A 22,267-nucleotide genomic window follows, 5' to 3' on the forward strand; every position below is an offset into this window, starting at 1 on the left:
GCTAACCTCCAACTGGAGAAGCGAAAATGCTCTTTAAGAGCTTGTTTTCCGTTTTAATTTCTTCAACTTCACTGATAACATTGGTGTTTTCATTAATTCCGTTGAGAATTTCTGAATAGCGGCCATCGTTTGTCCCAAGCTTTACTTCAACTTGTTTAATAACTTTATCTTCTAAGATCCAGATGAGATCTCGGTGTTTGCGTACTTTTGATTTGCTTAAAGAATCTTTTTGTTGATCGTGAGGTATTGCAAATTTCTGGAGAGTATATCCGGCGCGAAGTGCTTGTTGTTCGATGGTAGCCGTGTTGATGCGCAGTGTTTTATTTGGGACGGTAAGGGCACGCTTATTTTCTGCTACTTTGATATCAACGTTGGTTGTCATCCCGGGACGTAAGCGAAACTTTGGATTTTCAACTTTGAGTATGGTTGCATAGGTGACGACTCCATCAACGATTTTTGCCAGATATTGGATTCGATCAACTTTTGCCGTAAAGTGCTTTTTGGGAAAAGCATCAACGGTAAATATCGCATCTTGCCCGTCTTTGACCATGCCAATATCTGCTTCATCAACATCAATATAAGCTTCCATCTTAGTTAAATCTGGTGCTATTTCGTAGAGAACTGTTGCTTGTAACACCGAGGTAATCATTTGTCCTAAATCAATTCTTTTAGCGATTACGATTCCGTGATCAGGTGATTTAATAAAGAGGTTATTATAAGTTTGTTGCTCCAGTTTGAGAGCATAGCGTGCTTGTTCAACGCGAGCTTTGGTTGCCAGATAATCTTGGGTGTATTGGTCGTATAAGTTGTCTGAAATTTGCCCTGAGTTATAAAGGGCTGTTTGGCGTTTATAAAATTTTTCTTGGTAATCAAAGATTGCTTGTGCTTCATCAAGTGTTGCTTCCAGTCGCTTAACTGCTGTTTCTCCAATGCCATTATCAAGAATAGCAAGGACTTGATCTTTTTTGACTTGGTCGTTGTCATCAGCCTTAATTTCAACAACTCTGCCAGCAACTAAGCTTCCAATAGAAATTTGATCTTTTGCTTTGAGATTTCCTGAAGCATTAATGTATTGAGTCAGTGGCCGGTAAATTGGTTTTTCAACGGTGAATAATTTGATAGAAGTTGGTTTGTCATGTTTTTTTACTATGACGTATCCTGAGATTGTTGCGACAACTACAACCGATGCAAGGAGTGCAATTACTATTCTTTTTTTCATGGTTCTCTCGCATTGAAAATGACGGCGCTCTTAACAGCACTGCAAAAGAGTATAACACCGACTTTATTGTTTTGGTATGAATTAGTCGTTATGAATCTTGAAGTGCTAAAACAGGTGGTAATTTTGATGCTTTGTAAGCCGGGTAGTATCCAAATATTATTCCTATCACAACAATGGTAGAGCAGGCAATTATAATTGATGATGGTTTAATAATCATGTTCCACCCGGTGAAAGCTTGAGCGCATAGTGGAATAGTTATGCCCAAGATGATGCCGATAATTCCACCGATCAGGCATAGGGTAATTGATTCACACAAGAACTGCTGCATAATTGAATGATCCGATGCTCCAAGTGCCATGCGAATGCCAATTTCGCGTGTTCGTTCTCTGACGCATACCAGCATGATATTCATTACCCCAATTCCACCAACAATTAACGAAATTGAAGCAATAATAAAAAGAAGAAGGTTAAGTACCGACGAAGAGCTGTGTGCAGCATTCATCATCGACATCTGGTCATAGATCATAAAATCATCAGGCTCTTGTGGTTCAAGTTGATGGCGTGCGCGCAAAATTTGGCGCATTTGTCTGACGACTAGAGGAATGTCGTTGCGTGCTTGTGCTGAAACGGTAATACCGGAAACGCGGTTGGAAAAATATTTTTTTGTAAAACATTTTCGAGCTGTGGTGATTGGTATAAAAATATTAAGATTAGGATCTTTAATGCCAAAAAAATTTTCAATTGATTCTAAAACCCCAATGACTGTAAAGTGAATTCCATTTATGAGGATGGTTTCTCCAATGGGGTTAAGCGATTTAAAGAGTGTCTTTGACGCTTTTGCTCCAATAATGGCGCATCGGGTATTTTTTTGAAGATGGTGGTGGGTAAATGATGAGCCTTTTTTAATTTTGCGCCCGGTAACCGATAGCAGTTGTTCATTGCCCGCTTTAACTTCAGTTTTAATGGTATTGCTTTGATATGAGACCGGGAAGTCGAAAAATAGATTGGGAGAGATGTATTTGATGGCGCTGCATTGTTGTTCTAAGGCTTCAATATCTTGCAGTGTCAACGGGGATGCTCGTTTATGACGACTGACTTTTGGTTGCTCATCACTCATCCAATTTCCGGCAGTAATAAAGATATAGTTATCACCCATGGCAAGGAGTTCTTTGTTGATGCGTTCTTCAGCTCCGTGGCCAATAGCAAGCGTTGAAATCATCGCTGCAATCCCAACGATGATTCCAAGCATCGTGAGCGATGAACGAATTTTGTGATGGGAAATCGCGTGGAGTGAGGTTCTGAATAATAACATTTTATTCATGACTACAGTTTTCTAAAAAGATGAGCATACAGTTTTTCCATATTTTCAGGTTCTTGCATATCAATGATGACATGGTCTTGGTCGGTTAACCCGTTTTTAATTTCCCAATAAGTGTCATCCGTGATGCCAACAACAATTACTTTTTCGTTGATGAGCGAATCTTGAGCGGTCCAAACAATCCGTACGCGTTCGTTTTTATGGATCTTGTAAAAATTCTTCTTTGCTTCTTCATCAAGAGTTTTGATTTGATAACCATAAATTTTTGCAAGCTTGGTAATTGTTTTTGAATTAATTTGGAAAGCAAGGCCGGTAATACTTAACGTATTCTTTGATTTTTCAACATGGATCTTAGCGTTTACCCCCATGCCGGGCCTGAGTAGGTTTTCCTTATTTTTTAAGGAGACTTTTGCTTTGTAGTAGAGCGGACCATCGGTTGAAGGCTTGCCGTTGAATTGGTAGCTTGCCTTCGGGGTAAGGCTTACATTGGTGACAATTCCTTTGAATGTTTGGTCTGGATAGGTGCTGACTGCAAGAATAACTTTTTGACCTGCTTTAATGTTTCCAATATCACATTCATCAATATCCAATGTCGCCTCAAGATCTGTTATATCAAGTGCCATTTCAAAAAGTATATTGAGAAAGTCATTAAGGACGGCCATTCCTTTTGATGCACAAACAGTGGTAATAATCCCATCATCTGGAGCGACAATATTGCGATTTTCGTAGTCAAAAGAGCTCTTCTTAAAAATTTCATTAAGTGCATTCATTTCAGCTTCAGCTTTTTTTAATTCTTTGAACGAGAAGTCATAGCTGTCGCGCGCAAGTTGTCCTGATTCATAGAGGGCAGTTTGTCGGGCTAGAAATTTTTTTTGATATTCATATTCTTCCGTTGCCCGAATGAGGTGATAGCGTGCTGCTTGGAGGTCTGTATCACCTTTACCATTGTTAATGCGTGCGAGTAGGTCGCCTTTTTTAACATACTGATTTTCTTGAACATGAAGCGACTCAATGGTGCCAGGAATAAGGCTGCCAATTTTAAATGCTTGTTTGACCTCGAGGGTTCCTGCTGCATTGACCAGGTGGCGAATGTCGCGGCGCTGTACTTGCTTAGTTTTGAAAAATTGTTGAATTGATCGTTGCGTGAAGTATTGATAGCCAAACCATGTGATGTATGATGCGATGACGCTGAGGAGCGCTAGGATAATGAGCTTACGTGAACGCATGAGGAGAAGCTCCTTTTATTTATGCAATGTCGAGTGGAAATCTTTATGAATGTAACTATAGAGAAAAATATAGGAAGAACGAAACCCTTTTAAAAAAACTCTCAATTTATTTCGTTGCATTGGCTTGAAGGAAAAAAGTAGAGTGAAGTTAATTGCACAATCGATCGAGAATAATTATCTTCATAGAGGGAAGGGGAAGGTATGGTTGTAGCATTGCGTATGCGTACTTCAACGCTTGTTGTGTGGTGGAGCTTGATTTTGTATTGTTCTCTTGTCGGGATGAGTGATCATGAGGCTCTTGAAATAGAAGCCGAGTTTGATGTAACTATTGTTCAAGATCAAGATCCGAGTCAAGATATAATAATCACTCAAGCTCATAACCCAAATCTTCGTTCATATTTATTGTCATTACCAACTGATGTACAAATAGAGCAGATTATTAATCAGCTCGAAGTATATGCAATGAGTTTTGTGCAGCGGGATGATTGTCTGGATTTGTTTCAAGCACTTCCAGAAAACATTTTGTAACTTAACAAAGCTTGAAACACTGGTTTGTGATAAAGGAATAAAGAATCTTTTGCCCTACTCAATAAGGCAGCAATTAAAGCGAGCGTATGAATCTTTAGTGGAAGAGGTTGAACACTCGGGCAGAACTGTTACGCAGCTGCTGCCGGAAGATTCTGTTTGGGTAACGTTTGATCTTGGGCCTGCGTATTTAGAATATCGTTAGTGTATGATTTTCGATTGCGCATGAATGCATCAAGCGCAACAACACGATAATCTGATAATCGATTTATATTGCATGAGTCGGCAACGAGCGTCTCCGTTGCACTCAGGGCGACGGTGATCCAATGGTGTTTAAGATTGAAGATAACAATATGGGGTTTTTCTGAGCTTTTAAATTGCTTTGCAAACCGCTTACAGATAAATGAGCATGCAAAAAGTTTTATTTGAAGTCCAAAGCTTTCAAGCTTGCCCTTGATGCCATTGAATTGTTGACGTGTAGAATTTTTTTCTTTGATAAAATAATAGTCAAACGCTTTGATTCTATCTATTTGGTCGTTAGATAGCCCCGCAGTGAGCGTTTGAAGTGGAATGTTATTGAGGTTGCCGACGCGCTTGTGTCTGTTCTTAATCTTTTCAACCATGGACTCATTTTCTTTAACCCACTGATGAAAGGAGTCGACTGATTTCATTTGCGCAAGATAATAGTCGCGATTGTTTGGGTTGTCGAGTGCTTGGAGCATGCAATAACCATTGTATGTTGCAAAGATTCCACACAGGCCGGTCTGATCTTTTAGTGAATCGGGCTTATCGATTGTTGTAGACCGTTCATAGAAATTTTGATTGAGGGCTGGAATTTGTACGCATTGAGTTTCTTGCCAATATTCAGACAAATCTGGTTTGCATGAATATTTTATTGAGCAGGCCAGTGATGTTACGAGTCCCAAGCTGATGCCAAGGCAGAGCGCTAACGCTTGACTGAGTATGACTTTTTTTATGAATTGGACGATAAAAAGCATATAAATTTTCTCTTAAAAACTTGTATCTTTGGATCTATTTTTGACTGTAGTGGTTATATTTTAGCAGAGAGTGAGACAAAGATAAAAAGGGGTGCTGGTTGATACAAGTAGTTAAAAAACAATTAGGGCTGTGATAAACACAGCCCTAATTGAAAAAAAAGGGGAAGAGGGCAGGTGCCCATTGCTATCTATTATTGTTCAAAATCCGCATCAATTGGGCCTGAGCCAGCTTGATCAGATTTCTGCTCTGGAGCAGCGTCTTGCTGCGCATCTGCTTGAGGTTGTTCTTTGTAGAGTATTTCAGCAACTTTATACGAAGCTTGTGTCAGCTCTTCAGTTGCTTTGGTGAGTGCTGCTGCATCTTTTTCATGTTCTTTGAGGGCTACTTTAGCGGTCTCAAGAGCTTTTTCAAGGTTGTTAACTTCTGCGATTGGAAGTTTTTCTTTATTTTCTTTGATTGTTTTTTCCACTTGCATAATCATATTTTCAAGTGTGTTACGTTTTTCAATCAATTCACGAGCTTGTTTATCGTCAGCTTCGTGCATTTGGGCATCTTTAACCATTTGGTCAACTTCTTCTTTGGAAAGTCCAGATGAAGCTGTAATGGTGATACGATGTTCTTTGCCGGTGCCTTTATCTTTTGCAGAAACGTTTACAATGCCGTTTGCATCGATATCAAAGGTAACTTCAACTTGTGGTACACCGCGTTGAGCTGCAGGGATGCCTTCTAGGCGGAAGCGGCCAAGTGTTTTGTTATCTTTAGCAAATTCGCGCTCACCTTGAACAACATGAATATCTACCGCTGTTTGGTTATCTTCTGCCGTTGAGAAAACCTGTGATTTACGTGTAGGAATTGTGGTATTGCGTTCGATGAGCTTGGTTGCAATGCCGCCCAGGGTTTCAATGCCAAGAGACAATGGTGTGACGTCGAGGAGGAGAACGTCGGTTACGTCGCCCGCGAGTACGCCACCTTGAATTGCTGCACCAACTGAAACTACTTCATCGGGGTTAACTGATTTATTTGGCTCTTTTCCAAAGAATTCTTTGACGAGTTGCTGTACTTTTGGAATGCGGGTTGAACCACCAACCAGGATAACTTCTTGGATTTGTGAAGCGGTTATGCCAGCATCGGAGAGTGCTTTTTTGCATGGTTCAAAGAGTGCTTTGAAAATGCCTTCGCACAAGTTTTCAAGTTTCGCACGACTGATTTTAAGAACCAAATGCTTAGGTCCTGATGCATCGGCTGTGATGTAAGGAAGGTTAATTTCAGTTTCTGTGGCTGATGAAAGTTCAATTTTTGCTTTTTCAGCAGCTTCTTTGAGTCTTTGCAATGCCATTTTGTCGTTGCGCAAATCAACGCCTTGCTCTTTTTTGAATTCTTCGACCAAGTAGTTAATAAGCACTGAGTCGATATTGTCACCACCGAGCATGGTATCGCCGTTGGTTGATTTTACTTCAACAACTCCGTCACCAACTTCAAGAACTGAGACGTCGAATGTTCCGCCACCGAAGTCGAATACTGCGATAACTTCATTGTTCTTTTTGTCCATGCCGTAGGCAAGTGCTGCTGCGGTAGGTTCGTTGATGATACGCTTAACGTCAAGGCCGGCGATTCTGCCTGCATCTTTAGTTGCTTGGCGCTGAGCATCGTTGAAGTATGCTGGCACCGTGATAACTGCTTGGGTAACGGTTTCACCCAAATAATCTTCAGCAGCTTGTTTTAATTTTTGAAGAACAGCTGATGCGATTTCTTGAGGTGTGTATTCTTTACCGTTGAGCATAATGACAGCGTCGTCATTTGATCCTGCAGCCAATTTATAGGGCGCAAGATTAATTTCTTCTTTTGCAAGCTCGCGGTGTTTTCTGCCGATGTAACGTTTTGATGAGAAAACTGTATTTTCTGGGTTGGTGATTGCTTGACGTTTAGCAACGGTACCCACGAGGCGTTGTCCGTCTTTGGTCATAGCCACGATAGAAGGGGTTGTGTTTGCACCTTCTTGGTTGGCGATAACTTTTGGACTTCCACCTTCCATGACTGAGACAACTGAGTTTGTTGTACCTAAGTCTATTCCTATAATTTTAGCCATAATATCCTTTATTGGTGGCGCCTATTCGGCGCTGATTTCAATTCATAAATTTGATTTTTATACTAAGGTTAGTTTAGTGCACCAATGAAGATCCGTCAAGTAATTATTGAGAAAATCTGAGTGCATAACGCTCAGGGTTTGCAAGGGTGGCCCGGTTATCTTTCCGCATAATAATAAATTATGTAAACAAATTTGCTTTACTCAGTTTATTTTAGCTTCATGTCCTTTGGGTTGGTCTTGTTTTTGTAGTTGCTCTATTTGCCGTATGGCTTCTTAGGAGCGGCCATTTTTTCGACACATATGGCACGTTTTATCATTTGTCGTTTGGTTTTGTTTAGTTGCTTATTCTATGCATCTATTCGTGTTTTTGGCTGAATTTTGCCAGTCGAGTATCCCTTGATTCGAAAATCGCGACCGGCACTCCGTCTTCCGCCCGGCGGCTTTTCCCGTGGGTGTTTAACGGGGCCGCCGGGCGTCGACTACGTGGATCCTGGTGTAAGGTAAGGGATTAAGGTAAGGGGTTAGGGAGGATTAAGAGGGGGGCGTGTAGGTCTTCTGTGAATGTGGGGCAATGGGGTAATTGGGACATAGGGCATATAGGGATGTAAGGATGTAAGAAGGATAGGGATTGTAGTGTAATGAGTGGGTTGGTATTTGGTATGCGGGTTGATATTAAGTGTCCATAGTATATTTGCATATGTAAGTGAACGAGTGGATTGCAACCTACGGTGGGATACGGGGGAGGGGATAACAAGCCCTTGATTGAATCTCTTATTATTAGATATTCATAGATAAATTAAAGATAAGAATAATAATTAAGAATAATAATAAGGTTAACTTAGTGAGTACTTACGCATATGTATACTCATATAAAAAACAGTTAATAGTTAAACGTAAGTAATCGAGTAGGGAAGGGAGTCGAGTTAGGGTTAGGTTATGGATAAGTTATGGATAAGTTTAAGTATTCAGATATGTCTTACATGTCATATCTGTATACACTTATAAATAATAAAAAGAAAAAGAAATATAAGAGGTATGGGTAGGGTAAGAGGTAGCTAAACAATTCGTTAGTGTATCTGTACGTGTACGAATAGAAAATAAATGAGTGGTGTGGTTAGTCGAAGGTGTCTGGTTGCGTTCATTTGTCTAAAACAAGCGCGTATAACACAATGGACGTGTATAATATAAAGAAACCAATTGTACGAAAACGAGCTAATAAAAAGCTGGTTGACCATTCAGACGTATAAAAAGCAAAATTTATTTTTCTCGCGTTGCATGAATTTTGATCGAAAGTACTTCTAGATCAATTTATACAACCGATTGATTTTTGAATTATGGAATCTATTTTTTAAGAAAATAAAACCAAAAAAGGGAAAGAGCGGCGGGGACTTCTCCGCTCATAATTTTTTTGAGATTTTTGACCTCTTTATTTAAGGTTATTGTGTAGCTAAAAAACCTCTTAGTGACGTAAGGTGTTTTTTTAATTTTTTGAGCTTCTTTTTCAGGCTCACGAGTGACTCTTTGAGGTTGGAGATCTTTACTTGTAGCTCGTCCTCATGTGATTTTGCTTCTGTTGGTGCTATAAAAAGTTTGTTCTTATCTTGAATGACCTTGATGCCGTTTTGTTCGGCTAATATTTGCGTGTCTTCATCTATTTGGATACGTCTCTTTTTGTGGTCGCTGCCTTTTTTAAATAGATGTGGTACAAATTCTGGCTTGCGGTGAATAACGGTATGGACAAGTTGTTTGATGCCGTTGCATTTCGCACACCAGGCTATTACTTCGTTTGGTGCCACCGAATATTCGTGCATGAGGTGCGTCAATGCTTTAAAGAGTTCTTTATCATCAAGGGCTCGATTGAATGTCGGTTTGCCGTATAAGGGGTTGAGTATATCGTCTAAGTTGTTATAGCTTTCATTGAGTGCAAGTCTAACATCAGTAGTTACTTTCTTTTGGTCATTCCGATCAATGCCTGGGAATTGTTGCAAGAAGCCCCAATCGGCTAATTTGTTGACCATTTTTGGTGATGCGCAGTTCAGAGTATTTTGGTTTGAGAAGTGATCTACTCGTTTCCTGAAGCTAAACGTTAAAAAACTTGGGTCTTTTGTTTGCTGGTAATATTTTAAGAGCCCTTCAGGGTCATCACAAAAGTCTATAGGGTACTTTTTTATCTCATGTAGTTGCTCTATTTTTGGTTCGGGTTGTGGTGGTTTAGGCGCTATTTGTGTGGTTAACCCTGGGTTAGATTGTGGTTTTGGTGTACTAATTATATGGGTAGGTTTAGGTTGGTGCTGGGGTTGGAATTCTTCGTCGTAGAGCTCAGGTAGATCTTCCGGTAATGCGGCTATTTGTGCTTGTGCATGTTTATTTGTTGATTTGATTTGACGGTTGTGCTCGTTTATGCGGTTAATAAGATCGTTAATATCTGCAATAGTTTCGGGTATGTTTTTATTTTTGAATGATCCCGAGCACCCCATTAAGGGGCCTTCTACAAAAAAACCAGCACCACCCCCGCGACCCCAAGCTCTTAAAACATTATAATCAGTAATATCGGTAAGATTCTGACTAAACTTTGCGCCTTTATAGCGAAGATAGATGGCAATATTAATAAGCTTATTTTTTTCTGTGGTGCTCTTTTTTTGTCTATATGCTACGTTGACACAGGCGAGATAATTGGTGTATGAGCTGGGGCTATTAAGCGAATGAGAATTTGTATATTTCAGTGCATTTTTGACTTCAGCATAATCAATCGTATCTCGTTTTATCGCTTGTTTAAAATCTTCAAGTCCTGCATATGTATCATGATAGATGCTTAAAAGAGATATCACGACGAATATGAGCTCTTTCATTATGGTTTCTCCCAAAATGCTACAGATAATAAATTTAAATTGAGTATGAATTACGGGGCTTTGGGATACAAGATTTTTTAGCTTTTTTGATGTATCTATCTGTTTGTGGGCTTATAAGAAATAGGCAACGATCAGAGAAACAATAATGCTGAATACGACTAAGCGGTGATTGGTTTTGAAGCTGGGGATAATCTTCCAGTTGTAGTAAGCATTAACCGCTATCACGGCAAAGCTTAAAATTCGGATAAATATTATAGAAATAAGTGTTGTTACTTGAGATTCACTGGGGCTCAGTGTTACTAAGCCATAGAAGATGGCGACTTCGAAAAGCTTGAATACCAGAAGCTTATCGGCCGCTTCTTCGATGATGTAAAACTGCTCATAAAGGATAAAGAAGAATTCAGTGAAACTGATGATAAGGAATAAGAGCGCCAGTGAGAATGTCACATCTGAAACTTCTCCTGATTGACCCAGTCTAATGATTGAGCGGTAATTGATAATCATAAAGATTATGCATGGCGCAACAATGCGAACTAATTTTTGTGCGATAAGATCGAATGCGTGTTTCTTCTCTGCTTGCGGGGCATCCTTAAGCGACGCAAAAAGTGCTCCTCCAGAGTAGTTTACCAGTGAACGAACAATAGCCTGTGTTGTATTTGCAAGCGTGCTTGCAAAGTAAAAGATGCCGGCCGCTTTGAGTCCAAATTTGACCGCGAAAAGCGGCGTTAAAAAGTTGCTGGTGAACATATGGCGCGTTACACGGAGTAGATAGTTAAATGATTTGGTGGCGGTAAGCCGTTTCCAAAGTTGTGGCGGCAAATCGGAATGGCCGTCGGGAAGCGTTCGATAGAAGTTGTGTACCATGATCATGAAAACAATAAGCGCTAAGAGAGAGTCTGCTAGATGCGGAATAAAGATGAGGTTAAGGGTAAGTGGGCATCCATAGATAAGATTGGGTATCCATATAGATGCTAAATAACCGATAAAGATGATGAGCTCTGCAATAACAATAGTTTTACTTTGAAAAATAGTGTGGAGGAATTGTCGAAAGAATGAACGGATGGTTTCAAGGATTATAATAAGCGGTAAAACAATAAGATAAAGGGTCATATTGTTGATGGTTAGTGGCGCTGCCCAGTTGGCAAGTGCATCAAAAATATTTCGTATCGATGGAGGTAAATGAATTTTTAATGCGGTTGCAAAGGGGCCAAAGAAAGGGATAAGCGCTACAATAAGAACTCCACCAAGAATAAGCGGTAAATGAGGAATGAGTGAGTAGCGAATGAGAAAATATCGAAAGTTTTCTTTGTTGCGTGTAAAGAGGTTGTGGAATGGTGGAATAGAGTTCGTGGCACCAAAATCTGCAATACGCGTGATCAGATAAATAACCGAGAATAGACTGCCAACAAAACCACATGTTACTGGATCAAGCTTTGTAAACAGCAAAAAGCAATGCAAGACCTTAAGGCTTTCGTACGCTATGCTTCCAACTAAGTTCCAGTGGAAAGCACAAATAAATTTTTGGTGCATTGAATTTGCCATAAGGTCTCCCTATTTATTTTTGCCTACTTTTTCAGTGATTGAGTATAGCGGTGCCCCAGATTTTTAATAGAAAAATCTACGTGAAAAACTCGTATCACAGAAGGAGGAATGACTCTTTTTTATAAAGTCTTATTATTTGAGGGCACTTTTTTGTAAAATCAAATAACAACAAGAGGAGGGGTGAGGGGGCAAAGAGTATACGAAAGTTGCGACTTATGCCGACAACTTTCGTGTCTCTTTATTTTTTTGAATATCAACGATCGACCTATAGTACAAAACGGTCTCTTTGAGGGTTGATAATTTCACCGTGTCAATAAGTAATGATGCATGGTGAGCTTTTGCGTCAACATCAATCTGATTAAGCCGTTTTTCTATTGTTTCTAAAAAAGCATCTGTTTTGGGTATATCAATTGCCAAGAGGTATACGATAGAATCAATCTGAGCATTGAGCTTTTCAACCAGGGCAAGTAAAGCTTTTGTATTTTCATGGCGCTCAATAGTAGGCTGTATTTTATTAGTTGCTTGATTGAGGCATTGATTTTGTGTATGAATCTCTTGTGTGGATATTATAAATATAATAATTGCTAGAAAACCCAACAGAGCTATGTTTATCACCAATTTTTTAATCATACTGAGAAACCCCGCACCAATACAACAAATATTATCTGAACAGTTATATTCTTAACATTACGATGAAGAATTCGCTTTGTCAAAAGGGAAAACTGACCTATTTAGCAAATAACACAAAAAAGTGCAATTTTTATGTAAACTTGTATGGCGGAAAAAATTTCTGCTACCCTAATGACGTCCTTTTTTAAGGAATAGCGTCAATATCCATTAGAAGGGTTACGATGAGCTTGGGGCTTGTGTGGTTGGTGTGCTTAGTACTCATTTAGAATAAAAAACTCTATTAGAATTATCCCTCATTAAGGGCATCTTCATTAGCCTACTTGTAAACAATGCTGTTTCCTTCAAAGAAATAAAGCCTTCTGGTGGAATTCGTTATAACAATAAAATTGGCAACAAGGTATTCCGACAATGTATGACTTTCTTCGTAAAGGAATAGCATGTTCAAACTCAATGATAATGTAGTGTATCCAGGACATGGCGTTGCTGTCGTTGAGGAGATTGTTGAAAAACAAGTTGCTGGAAAAACAATCAGCTTTATGAAACTTGTTTTCCTCTTTAAAGACATGACCATTTTGGTCCCTACCTATAATGTTGAGGCAATAGGAATTCGCAGGCCAAGCAATCAAGAAGTTATTGATCTGGTTATAGATGAGTTAAGAAGAAAACCGGAGCGACGACTTGAAAGCATTGATTTTACTCCCAGTGGCTGGAACCGGAGAAATAAAGATTATCAAGCTCGAATTCAAAGCGGGAAACTTCTTGATATTGCCAAAATTTATCGTGATCTTATGTACGTTGCTCAACAAAAAGATCTTTCATTTGGGGAGCGGACGCTGTTACAAATAACAGAAGAGCTTATTGCTCAAGAGATGCAAGTAGTCAAAAACTTTGACCGAGAGCTTGTTATACAAGAATTAAGAACGCCCTTTAAGCAATTTATGTTCCATGATCGTACATTTAATCAGGAAAAAACACAGTCATCACAGGTGTAATAACATAATTTATTGTCTGTAACCGAAAATATGATAAAAAAACTTTCACGAACACTGGTTATTGTAGGGCCAACAGCATCAGGAAAAACAAATCTCTCGGAAACTTTAGCCCAAGAACTTTCGGGTGAGATTATTAACGCCGATGTCGGTCAGTTTTATAGACCATTAACAATTGGCACTGCAAAACCAAATTGGGAATCATACCCATACAAAACACATCTTTTCGATTGCGTCGATCAGCCGCGCGATATCAATATCATGGAATATCGCCGGCAGGCGACCGACGCAATGAGCAAGGCGACCGCTCGAAAGCATACTCCTATTATTGTTGGAGGATCACTCTTTTATCTTAAGTCGCTTTTCTTTCCCGCACATGATCTTCCAGAACAAAAAAATAATCACTTTCATTGTGAAGAAGCGGTTTCTCAAGAATATTCTTGGAATCAACTCTACCATATAGATCCAGAACGAGCGCTTGCTATTCATCCAAACGATACCTATCGAATTAATCGTGCTTTAACTATTTGGAAAACCACTGGTGTTAAACCATCGGCGTACAAACCAGTATTTGATCCCGCTCTTCAACCTCTCTTTATTTCGCTTGAACCCCATATCGACGTCATTAATCAGCGAATAGATTTGCGCACTCAAATTATGCTCGACCAAGGCTGGATCAATGAAGCTCGAACTCTTATTGAGACCCCTTGGGAGGGGTTTCTTGAACGCAAGCAGCTGATTGGCTATTGGGAAATTTTTCAATGGATCAGGCGTGGTGAGAAAAAATCCGAATACGCTGAGCTCGTTAAAACCATACAGGCCCAGACCCGTCAGTACGCAAAACGCCAACGAACTTTTTGGCGCGGATTAATTCGCCAACTTCAATCGGAGCAATCTCAAACAAATCAAAATTTTTCTTACCACGTTATTTCACTTACCGAACAACCCTCAGATGCCGATATTATTATGATCAAGAAGCTTTGGTCTTGCTTTTAAGCTCAAAAATCAATATAAGTTGTATTTGATATAAATATTAAAAATTGCAATCAACCTGATTTCAGTTATGAATTAAAATCATTAAAAAACAATGTATATGAAATTATTCTCCTTCTGATGCAAGAATATCATTCGGCATGTCAAAACAAGGGTTTGATAGAAAACATTTTGCTTATTGAAAATTTGTTTGAGTTTTTATTTTAGTCGATCTGATCGGCGTTTTGATGAATATAGAGCATTTTGAGTTCTGACGACCTTGGAAAAATAGATAATCTAGGGTAAACTTCAATCGTGTTAAGCAACCATAAAAAGAAGCTTCAAAAAGGAAGGGATTTTACATGATTTATATGTTTAGAAAAGAAATTCGAAAATGGTATCCAATCTTGTGGATTGTTTTTGTTTCTCTTGCCGTAAGTGGTATTTACGGAGTTTTCTTTAGTAGTCCAGGAAATGAAGTTGCTGTTGGAAAGGTCAATGGCTCGAAGGTTTTTTTCAGTCAATATCGAAGGTCATTATCGGATATTTATTCTCGTATCGAAAATGTTAAGAACTATGCACGTCAATATGGTATTTCAAGCGAAATATTTATTGCCGGCATGCTTGGTGGCCGTTCACCAGAACAACTTGCTCAAGAACAATGTGTTCATGATGCACTCATTGATCAAATAAAAAAAAGTGTATCACCTCAGCTTGATCAACAATGGTTTAAAGATGAGCTCGTTAAGATGTTTCCACCTGGAGTGATCAATGAACAAGGCGCTTTGAATATGGATATTTACCAAGGTTATCTTAAACGCCTTGGAATAACACCGGCCCAATTTGAAGAAGAAAAAGAAGAATCGCTTAAGCGAAATTTGATACTCAATTTTATTAGAACTTTTGAGTACATGCCTGAGCATGAATTGCGTTCAGCTTTTGAAGAAAAAAAAGGACAAAAAAACTTCTCGATTTTAGTTTTTAATGTTAACGATTTTATTAAAAGAGCTCGCTCAGAATCTGTTGATCAAAAAGAACTCGAACTTTTTTATCAACGCCACAAAGAATCATATCGTATTCCTGAACGCCGTAAGGTTCGCTATTGGATGATTGATAGCAAAGCCTATGGCAAGTCAGTTGAAATTGATGAGGAAACAATTTTACGATTCTATGAACGTAATAAATCTGAAATGTTCAGAATTCCACCAACAGTAACAGTTAAGCGAATATTTTTAAAAGCTGCTCAAGAAAATCGAACTAAAGTTTTCGATCAAGCTAAAGAGATTCTAGCTCAACTTAAAAAAGATCCAACTGAATTTGATGCTATCCTTCAAAAACAGAGTGATTTAAAAAATAAAGCTGAGCTTACTATTTCTGGCCGTGGCGAGCATGAATCTGACCTGGAACAGGCTGCATTTCGCTTAAAAGAAATTGGCGATCTTTCTCCTGTTGTACGAACAACTAAAGGATATGAAATTTTAAAGCTTGTTCGTCGTATTCCTGCAGCAGAAAAACCGTTAGATGTCGTCAGAGATGAAATTGTTAAAACACTCAAGGCACGTAGATCATTAAGTAAGCTCAAAAGCGACCTAGAAACCCTTGTTCGAACTGCAAAAACTGATGAGTCTGTTCTTGTTGAATTCGTTCAGTCTCATAAGCTTGATGAACAAGAAACGGACTGGCTCTCAGGACAAGATGTGAGTGAAAAAACAGTTGAGGCTGAGCTTGCAAAGCGAATTTTTGGGAAAAATAGAACAACTTATGGATTTATACCGTATGAAGAAAACTTTGTTCTCTTCCAAGTTGCAGCTACACAAGCAAGTGAGGTCCCTTCATTTAATGATGTGAAAAGTGAAGTTACCGATTCTTTCTATAATCAAAGAGGACAAGATCTTCTTAAGACAGCTTTACGTGAAGCAAAAGCTGGACTCCTTAATAAAACAGCAACAGCTGACGAGCTTGCTGAAAAACTTAATGCCCAGCTTGTTCAAACAGGCTTGGTGAGCCTAGGCACTAATAAAGGCACCGATATTAACAAGCTCAAGCACATTGCAGGTCTCAAGCAACGCCTGTTTGTGCTGACCGATCCTGCACAGGTTCTTAATTACACCCATAAAGATGAGCACTTAATCGTTCAACTTAATGAGGTCATACCTTCTCAGGATGAATCATTTGAGCAAGAACGAGCTAAAATTATTAAAAAAGAGAAAATGAAAAGCTCATCGCATATATCAGACGCGTTTATTGCATCTTTGTATAGAAATGCTAAAATAGAGTTTGATGAGCAACTTCTTGGAATTAACAGATATAAAGCGAAAGATGTTTAATGGCAAAAGCTCCTGATAAAAATGTTGAAAAAACACCAATGCCGATCAAGCTCGAGCTGAGCGATCAGAAGCCTCTTGTTTCAGGCGCATCAGTGATTAAACCTTCGCTTGAAAAACTCAAAGTTCTTGAGGTTGCTTTTGCTCAAATTGATAAACAATTTGGCAAAGGTGCGGTGATGCTTTTAGGACAAAAAGGTAATGCGCCAATCGAAACTATTTCAAGTGGGTCAGTTCAAATTGATTATGCACTTGGAGTTGGCGGATTCCCTCGAGGTCGCGTCATTGAAATTTATGGACCGGAAGCTTCTGGTAAAACAACGCTGACGCTTCACGTTATTGCTGAAGCTCAGAAAGCCGGCGGAATTTGTGCGTTTATTGATGCTGAGCATGCGCTTGATCCTGTTTACGCAAAAAATCTTGGAATCAATACGGATGATTTGATTATTTCTCAACCTGATAATGGTGAACAAGCACTTGATATCACTGAGATGCTCATTCGGTCTGGCGCTGTTGATGTTATTGTTATTGACTCGGTTGCAGCGCTTGTTCCAAAAACAGAACTTGAAGGTGATATGGGCGATGTTCATGTTGGTCTTCAAGCAAGATTAATGTCACAAGCATTAAGAAAATTAACGCCTATTGTTCATAAGTCGAATGTTACATTGATTTTTATTAATCAAATTCGTGACAAAATCAGCACGATGGCTTTTGGTGATAAAGAGATAACATCGGGTGGAAAAGCGTTGAAGTTTTATGCTTCGGTACGTTTAGACATTCGACGTATTGCGACATTAAAAAAGAATGACAAACCTTTTGGAAACCGTGTCCTTATTAAGGTTGTTAAAAATAAGCTCGCTCCCCCATTCAAGCGTGTTGAAGTTGATCTTGTTTATGGTGAAGGAATTAGTCGAACACTTGATCTGCTTGATGCTGCTCTTGGATATAATGTCATTCAGCAAGCAGGTGCTTGGTTTAATTTCGGCGAAGAAAGACTTGGCCAAGGACGAGAAAATACCGTTGCTCGCTTGAAAGAAGATGCGGCCTTATTTGATAAAATTAGAATGTTAGTTCGTGAAAAACAAAGCCAGCTCCTAGGAGATTAGGATAGAAGTGATACCAAAATCTGCTAATAAAGATAAAAATAATCGTGATACAACAAATTCAAAGTACCCAGTCAATGAGCTTATCAAAGCTGAAAAGATTATGGTAATTGATGCTGTAGGCGAAAATTTAGGCGTCCTTTCAAAAGGACAAGCCTTGATGCGTGCTCAGGAAGCTGGGCAAGATCTTGTGCAAGTTGGTGAAAAAGATTCGGTTGTTGTTGCTAAAATCATGGACTTTGGCAAGTTCTTGTATGAGCGAAAAAAACAAGTAGGCGAATCGAAAAAACATCAAAAAGTAATCCAGATTAAGGAGATGAAACTCCGTCCAAATATTGGTGATCAGGATTATAATACAAAGCTTAATCAAGCTGCACAATTTTTCATTGATGGAAAAAAAGTAAAGTTTACACTTCAATTTAAAGGTCGAGAAATTACAATGATGGAAGACCTTGGAGTGAAACTTTTTGAACGTATTAGTCGTGATTTGACAGGGCGAAACGTTGGGGCTCTTGTAGAAGAAAAAGACAGTAGATCTGGGGCCTTTTGGTCAAAGATTTATTATGTCCGCCAATAATGTTTCTGCTTTAATTAATTATTAAGGGTTATTATGCCAAAAATGAAAACACATTCTGCGTCAAAGAAAAGATTCTCAAAAACCAGTACTGGCAAAATTAAACGTGCGCGAGCATTCCGACGTCACCATTCTTGGGCAAAAAGTGCCAACAAGGTGCGTGATTTGCGTCAGGGATCGTTCATTCATGAATCGCACATGAAAAATTTTGCTATTTTAATGCCATATTAATTGTTTAGATTTTAGTTATCGAAGGTAAAAACCATGTCAAGAGTCAAGGGTGGTCCGGCCGCCAAAGCACGTCATAGAAAAGTTTTAAAACAAGCCAAAGGTTTTTGGGGACAACGTAAGAACGTCTTCAAAAGAGCAAAAGAAACATTAATGCGCGCATTGCGCTTTGCATACATTGGACGTAAGCATTGTAAAAGAGACTTTCGCTCCTTGTTTATCAGCCGGATTGGTGCTGCTTGCAAGATGCAAGGAACTTCTTACAGTTCATTTATGCATCAATTAAAAACTGCTCATGTAGATTTGAACAGAAAAATGCTCAGTCAACTTGCTATTTTTGAGCCAGAAGCATTTACAAGCCTTGTAAACCTGACAAAAAAATAAAAGTATTGCTATCCTTTTGCACAGCCCGATATTATAAAGCCACGTGTATGGTATATAATATTGTTTCTTGTGAGAAAAAGGGATAAGAATGGAGTGCTTGGAAGAGCTTGAACGTAAAGTTCTCCATGTCCTTGATAGGAATAGAGAACTTTACATACAAATAGAAGCGCAAAAAAAAGAAATTTCTCTTTTAAAAGACCAAAATCGCCAATTTGAAGCGTCTTTAATGAAAGAGTCAACATTAAGTCAATCGCTTGAAACAGAGAAATCTGTCATCAAAGAGACGATTGAGGCTTTGCTTGAAAGTATTAATTCATTAGAGAAAGCTCATTGAGAGTGATGAGATATGCAAAAGAGTTTAAAAATATCAATTATGGGCAAGCAATACAGCATTGCAACTGACCAGGACAATAATGATGATATCATACAAGCTGCACTGCTTGTAGATCAGCTTATGAAAAATAAGACAGCTCAATCAGCCCTGAGTGAAGAGAAAGTTGCCGTTGTCGTAGCATTACAGCTTGCTGCTGATCTACAAAAAAAAATACGCCTTTTAGAATCCTGGCAACAAAAAGCTTTCGGTTTAAGTAGTTTACTTAGTGATGAGTCTGAACTTTTTTAACCTTGAATTTTGTTTCCTGTGTTTTAGTAGAGCGTAACCGATATCATTAATTCATTGTTCTGAGTAGGGCGTTTTTACAAACCTTGTTCTATTAAAAGGTTGCGCCCAGCTCTTTCATGTTACCTGTTCCCCTTCCTCACACAAATGTGTGTAAATTTTGATTTGTGTCTACGTACTATTATATGCGTGGACCTTTATTTATTTGAAGAAAGTGAAAACGTATGATTGGATTCATTGAATGTACATACGTGGGAATGGGGGCTTTTCTCGGAAGCTTTGTAATTCTTTCGTATGTATTCTTACAAAAACGTCAACTCTTGCAAACAAAATTAACAGCTCAAGAACTTCTTCGACGAGCAGAAGAAGAAATTGATCGAAAGCGTCGAGATGCTCAAGTTGATTTAAAAAATGAATTATATAAAAAACGAAGCGAAGCCGATCTTGAAGTTAAAAAAGGTCGCATTGAATTACAACAACTTCAGTCTAAAATTCAAAAGAAAGAAGATGCTCTTGAGCATCGTGAATTAATACTTGATGATCTTCGTAAAGAATTGCAACAAAAAGAGCGTGATGCTTCTCGAAGATTAGATCAAATTACCGCTGACGAAGCGAAGATTAAGCGACTTTATACCGATCTTGTTGCAAAGCTTGAACGTATAAGTGGTATGAAGCAAGATGATGCAAAGCGCGTTCTCTTTGAATCTCTTGAAAAAGAGGTTAAACTTGCCAATCAAAAATGGGTTGCAAAAATTGAAGAAGAGACTCGAGAAACAGCTAAGGAGAAGTCCGTTTCTATTCTTGCCTCCAGCATGCAACGCTATTTGTCCGAACAAGTAACGCTCCATTCATCAAGTGTTATTACACTTCCTAATGAGGAGATGAAAGGTCGCATTATTGGAAAAGAGGGCAGAAATATTAAGGCTCTTGAAATGGCAACGGGCATGGAGTTTGTTATTGGGGATACCCCTGAAATTATAACTATTTCAGGATTTAACCCAATTAGACGTGAAATTGCAAAACGATCTTTGAATAAGCTTATTCAAGATGGTCGCATCAATCCAACACGCATTGAAGAAACTGTTGCAAAAGTTGAATTTGAACTTGAAGCAAGTATCGAAGAGATTGGGCAACAGACCGTGCTTGAGTTTGGATTTCGAGGAGTTCATCCAGAAATCATTAAGCTTGTTGGTAAGCTTTATTTTAGAACAAGCTATACCCAAAATAACTTGGTACATAGCAAAGAAGTTGCATATTTTTCTCGTATGATTGCGTCTGAACTTGGACTAAATCCCGAGCTTGCAGCTCGTGGTGGATTATTCCATGATATTGGTAAGGCTGTTTCGGCAGAAGTTGAAGGGCCACACGCAATTATCGGTGGAAACTTAGCAAAAGAATACGGCGAAGAACCGTTTGTCGTTAATGCGATTGCATGCCATCACGAAGAAGTACCACCCATTTCAGTATATGGCTTTATTGTTCATATTGCTGACGCAATTTCTGCGTCTCGTCCTGGTGCTCGCAAAGAGACACTTTCTACCTATATCAAGCGCCTTGAACAGCTTGAAGAAATATCAAATGGCTTTGAAGGTGTTAAGAAGGCTTATGCATTGCAAGCTGGTCGAGAGATTCGTGTTATTGTTGACGAAGATCGCTTAGATGATGAAAAAGCATCACAGTTAGCACGAGAACTTGCAAAACGTATCGAAGAAGAAATGGCGTTTCCAGGTGAAATTAAGGTTAATGTCATCAGAGAAAAACGATTTATTCAAGCAGCACGATAAAATTAGGTTATACCAAGCATGGGCTGTCGCGACAGCCCATGCTTTACTTTTTAGATGAAATGGAAATTGCAATGGCAGATACGTTACGATTTATGTTTATTGGCGATGTTGTTGGGCAACCGGGCATGAACGTTTTTCAAAAACTCATCCCACAATTAAAAGAAAAAAATCGTGTTGATGCGGTTATTGTTAATGGTGAAAATGCTGGTAAAGACGGCAAAGGCCTTTCAGCTAAAAACATTGATTTCTTTAAGCTTCATGGTGCCTCAGTGGTTACAACGGGAAACCATGTTTGGGACAACAAAGAACTTTATACAGCACTCAATGAACGCAATGATGTCATTAGGCCAGCAAATTATCCTGCAGGATGCCCTGGAAAAGGTTATACCCTTTTTAACATCGGTTCACACACTATTGCAGTAGTTAATCTCTTTGGCCGATTCGGTATTAGAGATGCACTTGACTGCCCATTCAGAGCAGCAGAATCTCTTATTATGATGCTCAAACATAAAACAAATATTATTTTTGTTGATTTTCATGGTGAAGCAACATCCGAAAAACGTGCTATGGGTATGTTTTTAGATGGAAAAGTTTCTGGCGTTTATGGTACACATACTCATGTTCAGACCGCTGATGAAATGATTATGCCTCAAGGTACATCTTATTTGACCGATCTTGGATCTTGCGGGGCATTGAATTCCGTTATTGGTTTTCAATTTGAAGGAATTATTCAGCGCTTTCTTTACCATCCTCGTGCAAGCAAAATGATGGTTGAAGAGCGAGGGCCTCTTGTTCTATGCGGTATTATGGTTGATGTTGATGTTCAGACCGGTAAGGCAACTCGAGTAGAGCGTATCCGTGTTGTTACTCATGGTGATGGCGAATAGACCGGTTTT

20 protein-coding genes are annotated in these 22,267 nt (G+C 38.9%); 12 read left to right on the top strand and 8 right to left on the bottom strand.

Translation table 11 applies throughout. The annotated features are described in order from the left end of the window. Nucleotide 1: 1 nt before the first annotated feature. From JST56_00405 to JST56_00415, 3 genes are all read right to left on the bottom strand, one after another. Complete coding sequence (locus JST56_00405) at nucleotides 2-1,219, bottom strand: efflux RND transporter periplasmic adaptor subunit (protein ID MBS1987434.1); 1,218 nt, start codon at nucleotides 1,217-1,219, stop codon at nucleotides 2-4. Nucleotides 1,220-1,307: 88 nt separating this feature from the next. Continuing rightward, on the bottom strand, nucleotides 1,308-2,540 hold the full coding sequence (locus tag JST56_00410; protein ID MBS1987435.1) for an ABC transporter permease: 1,233 nt from the start codon (nucleotides 2,538-2,540) through the stop codon (nucleotides 1,308-1,310). 2 nt (nucleotides 2,541-2,542) lie between these two features. Continuing rightward, nucleotides 2,543-3,763 (bottom strand): efflux RND transporter periplasmic adaptor subunit, encoded by a 1,221-nt coding sequence (locus JST56_00415; GenBank protein ID MBS1987436.1) that lies wholly within the window; start codon nucleotides 3,761-3,763, stop codon nucleotides 2,543-2,545. Between the two features lie 201 nt (nucleotides 3,764-3,964). Between JST56_00415 and JST56_00420 the strand changes: the two genes are divergently transcribed. After that, a complete protein-coding gene (locus JST56_00420) occupies nucleotides 3,965-4,291 on the top strand; it encodes a hypothetical protein (GenBank protein MBS1987437.1) in 327 nt (108 codons plus the stop codon). 128 nt (nucleotides 4,292-4,419) lie between these two features. Here the strand turns inward: JST56_00420 and JST56_00425 are convergent, their stop codons facing one another. The 5 genes from JST56_00425 to JST56_00445 form a co-directional block, all read right to left on the bottom strand. Continuing rightward, the gene (locus JST56_00425) at nucleotides 4,420-5,286 is read right to left on the bottom strand and encodes a hypothetical protein (protein MBS1987438.1); all 867 of its coding nucleotides are present in this window, start codon (nucleotides 5,284-5,286) and stop codon (nucleotides 4,420-4,422) included. A gap of 191 nt (nucleotides 5,287-5,477) precedes the next feature. Continuing rightward, nucleotides 5,478-7,373 carry a molecular chaperone DnaK gene (dnaK, locus tag JST56_00430; protein MBS1987439.1) on the bottom strand — a complete coding sequence of 632 codons (1,896 nt, stop codon included), beginning with the start codon at nucleotides 7,371-7,373 and terminating at the stop codon, nucleotides 5,478-5,480. Between the two features lie 1,436 nt (nucleotides 7,374-8,809). Beyond that, a complete protein-coding gene (locus JST56_00435) occupies nucleotides 8,810-10,222 on the bottom strand; it encodes a hypothetical protein (protein ID MBS1987440.1) in 1,413 nt (470 codons plus the stop codon). A 111-nt stretch (nucleotides 10,223-10,333) separates the two neighbouring features. Then, a complete protein-coding gene (locus JST56_00440; protein ID MBS1987441.1) occupies nucleotides 10,334-11,764 on the bottom strand; it encodes a hypothetical protein in 1,431 nt (476 codons plus the stop codon). 213 nt (nucleotides 11,765-11,977) lie between these two features. After that, nucleotides 11,978-12,394, bottom strand: a complete 417-nt coding sequence (locus JST56_00445) for a hypothetical protein (GenBank protein MBS1987442.1) — start codon at nucleotides 12,392-12,394, stop codon at nucleotides 11,978-11,980. Between the two features lie 437 nt (nucleotides 12,395-12,831). Here JST56_00445 and JST56_00450 point away from each other — a divergent pair, with 437 nt between their 5' ends. The 11 genes from JST56_00450 to JST56_00500 all read left to right on the top strand — a co-directional run bounded on the left by JST56_00450 (nucleotide 12,832) and on the right by JST56_00500 (nucleotide 22,258). Further along, nucleotides 12,832-13,386 carry a hypothetical protein gene (locus JST56_00450; GenBank protein MBS1987443.1) on the top strand — a complete coding sequence of 185 codons (555 nt, stop codon included), beginning with the start codon at nucleotides 12,832-12,834 and terminating at the stop codon, nucleotides 13,384-13,386. 30 nt (nucleotides 13,387-13,416) lie between these two features. Beyond that, entirely contained in the window at nucleotides 13,417-14,379 is a 963-nt protein-coding gene (gene miaA / locus JST56_00455; protein ID MBS1987444.1) for a tRNA (adenosine(37)-N6)-dimethylallyltransferase MiaA, read from the top strand. Nucleotides 14,380-14,717: 338 nt separating this feature from the next. After that, on the top strand, nucleotides 14,718-16,682 hold the full coding sequence (locus tag JST56_00460) for a peptidyl-prolyl cis-trans isomerase (protein ID MBS1987445.1): 1,965 nt from the start codon (nucleotides 14,718-14,720) through the stop codon (nucleotides 16,680-16,682). 38 nt (nucleotides 16,683-16,720) lie between these two features. Continuing rightward, complete coding sequence (gene recA, locus JST56_00465; GenBank protein ID MBS1987446.1) at nucleotides 16,721-17,785, top strand: recombinase RecA; 1,065 nt, start codon at nucleotides 16,721-16,723, stop codon at nucleotides 17,783-17,785. Between the two features lie 7 nt (nucleotides 17,786-17,792). Then, nucleotides 17,793-18,359 carry a translation initiation factor IF-3 gene (infC, locus tag JST56_00470; protein MBS1987447.1) on the top strand — a complete coding sequence of 189 codons (567 nt, stop codon included), beginning with the start codon at nucleotides 17,793-17,795 and terminating at the stop codon, nucleotides 18,357-18,359. A gap of 33 nt (nucleotides 18,360-18,392) precedes the next feature. Beyond that, complete coding sequence (rpmI, locus tag JST56_00475) at nucleotides 18,393-18,587, top strand: 50S ribosomal protein L35 (protein ID MBS1987448.1); 195 nt, start codon at nucleotides 18,393-18,395, stop codon at nucleotides 18,585-18,587. A gap of 33 nt (nucleotides 18,588-18,620) precedes the next feature. Continuing rightward, nucleotides 18,621-18,968 (top strand): 50S ribosomal protein L20, encoded by a 348-nt coding sequence (rplT, locus tag JST56_00480; GenBank protein MBS1987449.1) that lies wholly within the window; start codon nucleotides 18,621-18,623, stop codon nucleotides 18,966-18,968. Nucleotides 18,969-19,056: 88 nt separating this feature from the next. After that, nucleotides 19,057-19,302, top strand: coding sequence for a hypothetical protein (locus JST56_00485; GenBank protein MBS1987450.1), 246 nt, complete (start codon nucleotides 19,057-19,059; stop codon nucleotides 19,300-19,302). 12 nt (nucleotides 19,303-19,314) lie between these two features. After that, nucleotides 19,315-19,590, top strand: a complete 276-nt coding sequence (locus JST56_00490) for a cell division protein ZapA (protein ID MBS1987451.1) — start codon at nucleotides 19,315-19,317, stop codon at nucleotides 19,588-19,590. 221 nt (nucleotides 19,591-19,811) lie between these two features. Then, nucleotides 19,812-21,371, top strand: a complete 1,560-nt coding sequence (rny, locus tag JST56_00495; protein ID MBS1987452.1) for a ribonuclease Y — start codon at nucleotides 19,812-19,814, stop codon at nucleotides 21,369-21,371. Nucleotides 21,372-21,442: 71 nt separating this feature from the next. Further along, entirely contained in the window at nucleotides 21,443-22,258 is an 816-nt protein-coding gene (locus JST56_00500) for a TIGR00282 family metallophosphoesterase (GenBank protein ID MBS1987453.1), read from the top strand. Nucleotides 22,259-22,267: the final 9 nt, after the last annotated feature.

The sequence above is a fragment of the Candidatus Dependentiae bacterium genome (genome assembly GCA_018266175.1).
Lineage (GTDB): Bacteria > Babelota > Babeliae > Babelales > RVW-14 > JAFEAY01.

Excerpts from the sequence above, each read along its gene's own strand:
- dnaK (MBS1987439.1), bottom strand. The coding sequence starts at position 7,373 with ATGGCTAAAATTATAGGAATAGACTTAGGTACAACAAACTCAGTTGTC.
- JST56_00420 (MBS1987437.1), top strand. The coding sequence starts at position 3,965 with ATGGTTGTAGCATTGCGTATGCGTACTTCAACGCTTGTTGTGTGGTGG.
- JST56_00445 (MBS1987442.1), bottom strand. The coding sequence starts at position 12,394 with ATGATTAAAAAATTGGTGATAAACATAGCTCTGTTGGGTTTTCTAGCA.
- miaA (MBS1987444.1), top strand. The coding sequence starts at position 13,417 with ATGATAAAAAAACTTTCACGAACACTGGTTATTGTAGGGCCAACAGCA.
- JST56_00425 (MBS1987438.1), bottom strand. The coding sequence starts at position 5,286 with ATGCTTTTTATCGTCCAATTCATAAAAAAAGTCATACTCAGTCAAGCG.
- JST56_00415 (MBS1987436.1), bottom strand. The coding sequence starts at position 3,763 with ATGCGTTCACGTAAGCTCATTATCCTAGCGCTCCTCAGCGTCATCGCA.
- JST56_00435 (MBS1987440.1), bottom strand. The coding sequence starts at position 10,222 with ATGAAAGAGCTCATATTCGTCGTGATATCTCTTTTAAGCATCTATCAT.
- JST56_00485 (MBS1987450.1), top strand. The coding sequence starts at position 19,057 with ATGGAGTGCTTGGAAGAGCTTGAACGTAAAGTTCTCCATGTCCTTGAT.
- JST56_00440 (MBS1987441.1), bottom strand. The coding sequence starts at position 11,764 with ATGGCAAATTCAATGCACCAAAAATTTATTTGTGCTTTCCACTGGAAC.
- rpmI (MBS1987448.1), top strand. The coding sequence starts at position 18,393 with ATGCCAAAAATGAAAACACATTCTGCGTCAAAGAAAAGATTCTCAAAA.
- JST56_00410 (MBS1987435.1), bottom strand. The coding sequence starts at position 2,540 with ATGAATAAAATGTTATTATTCAGAACCTCACTCCACGCGATTTCCCAT.
- JST56_00490 (MBS1987451.1), top strand. The coding sequence starts at position 19,315 with ATGCAAAAGAGTTTAAAAATATCAATTATGGGCAAGCAATACAGCATT.
- JST56_00460 (MBS1987445.1), top strand. The coding sequence starts at position 14,718 with ATGATTTATATGTTTAGAAAAGAAATTCGAAAATGGTATCCAATCTTG.
- JST56_00405 (MBS1987434.1), bottom strand. The coding sequence starts at position 1,219 with ATGAAAAAAAGAATAGTAATTGCACTCCTTGCATCGGTTGTAGTTGTC.
- JST56_00500 (MBS1987453.1), top strand. The coding sequence starts at position 21,443 with ATGGCAGATACGTTACGATTTATGTTTATTGGCGATGTTGTTGGGCAA.
- rplT (MBS1987449.1), top strand. The coding sequence starts at position 18,621 with ATGTCAAGAGTCAAGGGTGGTCCGGCCGCCAAAGCACGTCATAGAAAA.
- recA (MBS1987446.1), top strand. The coding sequence starts at position 16,721 with ATGCCGATCAAGCTCGAGCTGAGCGATCAGAAGCCTCTTGTTTCAGGC.
- rny (MBS1987452.1), top strand. The coding sequence starts at position 19,812 with ATGATTGGATTCATTGAATGTACATACGTGGGAATGGGGGCTTTTCTC.
- JST56_00450 (MBS1987443.1), top strand. The coding sequence starts at position 12,832 with ATGTTCAAACTCAATGATAATGTAGTGTATCCAGGACATGGCGTTGCT.